The organism is Vibrio sp. HI00D65, from assembly GCF_001635455.1.
Lineage (GTDB): Bacteria > Pseudomonadota > Gammaproteobacteria > Enterobacterales > Vibrionaceae > Vibrio.
Genome location: NZ_LWEH01000394.1, coordinates 1 through 249 on the forward strand (window position 1 = coordinate 1; position 249 = coordinate 249).

Consider the following 249-nt stretch of genomic DNA (forward strand, 5'->3'; position numbering starts at 1 on the left):
AAGGCTTTTTGCATTCGCAATAACGTATTGCACGAATCGCTGACCATCGATGTCTTGATTACCTTTTACTCGCGCTTTTTCATCTTGCCAGTCTGTATTGAGATAATGAATTTGACCAAGAACACCATGTTCGTTGATTGCTTCTGTGACAAACTCTGCGTCGAAGCTTGCAATCTCAATCATGGCATGTTTTGACTTGTAAATTTGATGGGCTCCCCCTGATTTGTTTAGGTCGACACCGTATACCGT

The 249-nt window shown here is 42.2% G+C and carries 1 protein-coding gene; it reads right to left on the bottom strand.

The genetic code is table 11. The features are described from left to right. Window positions 1–183: hypothetical protein (locus A3712_RS27960; RefSeq protein WP_231891858.1), on the bottom strand; the 183-nt coding region annotated here is incomplete at its 3' end. Between the last annotated feature and the right edge of the window lie 66 nt (window positions 184–249).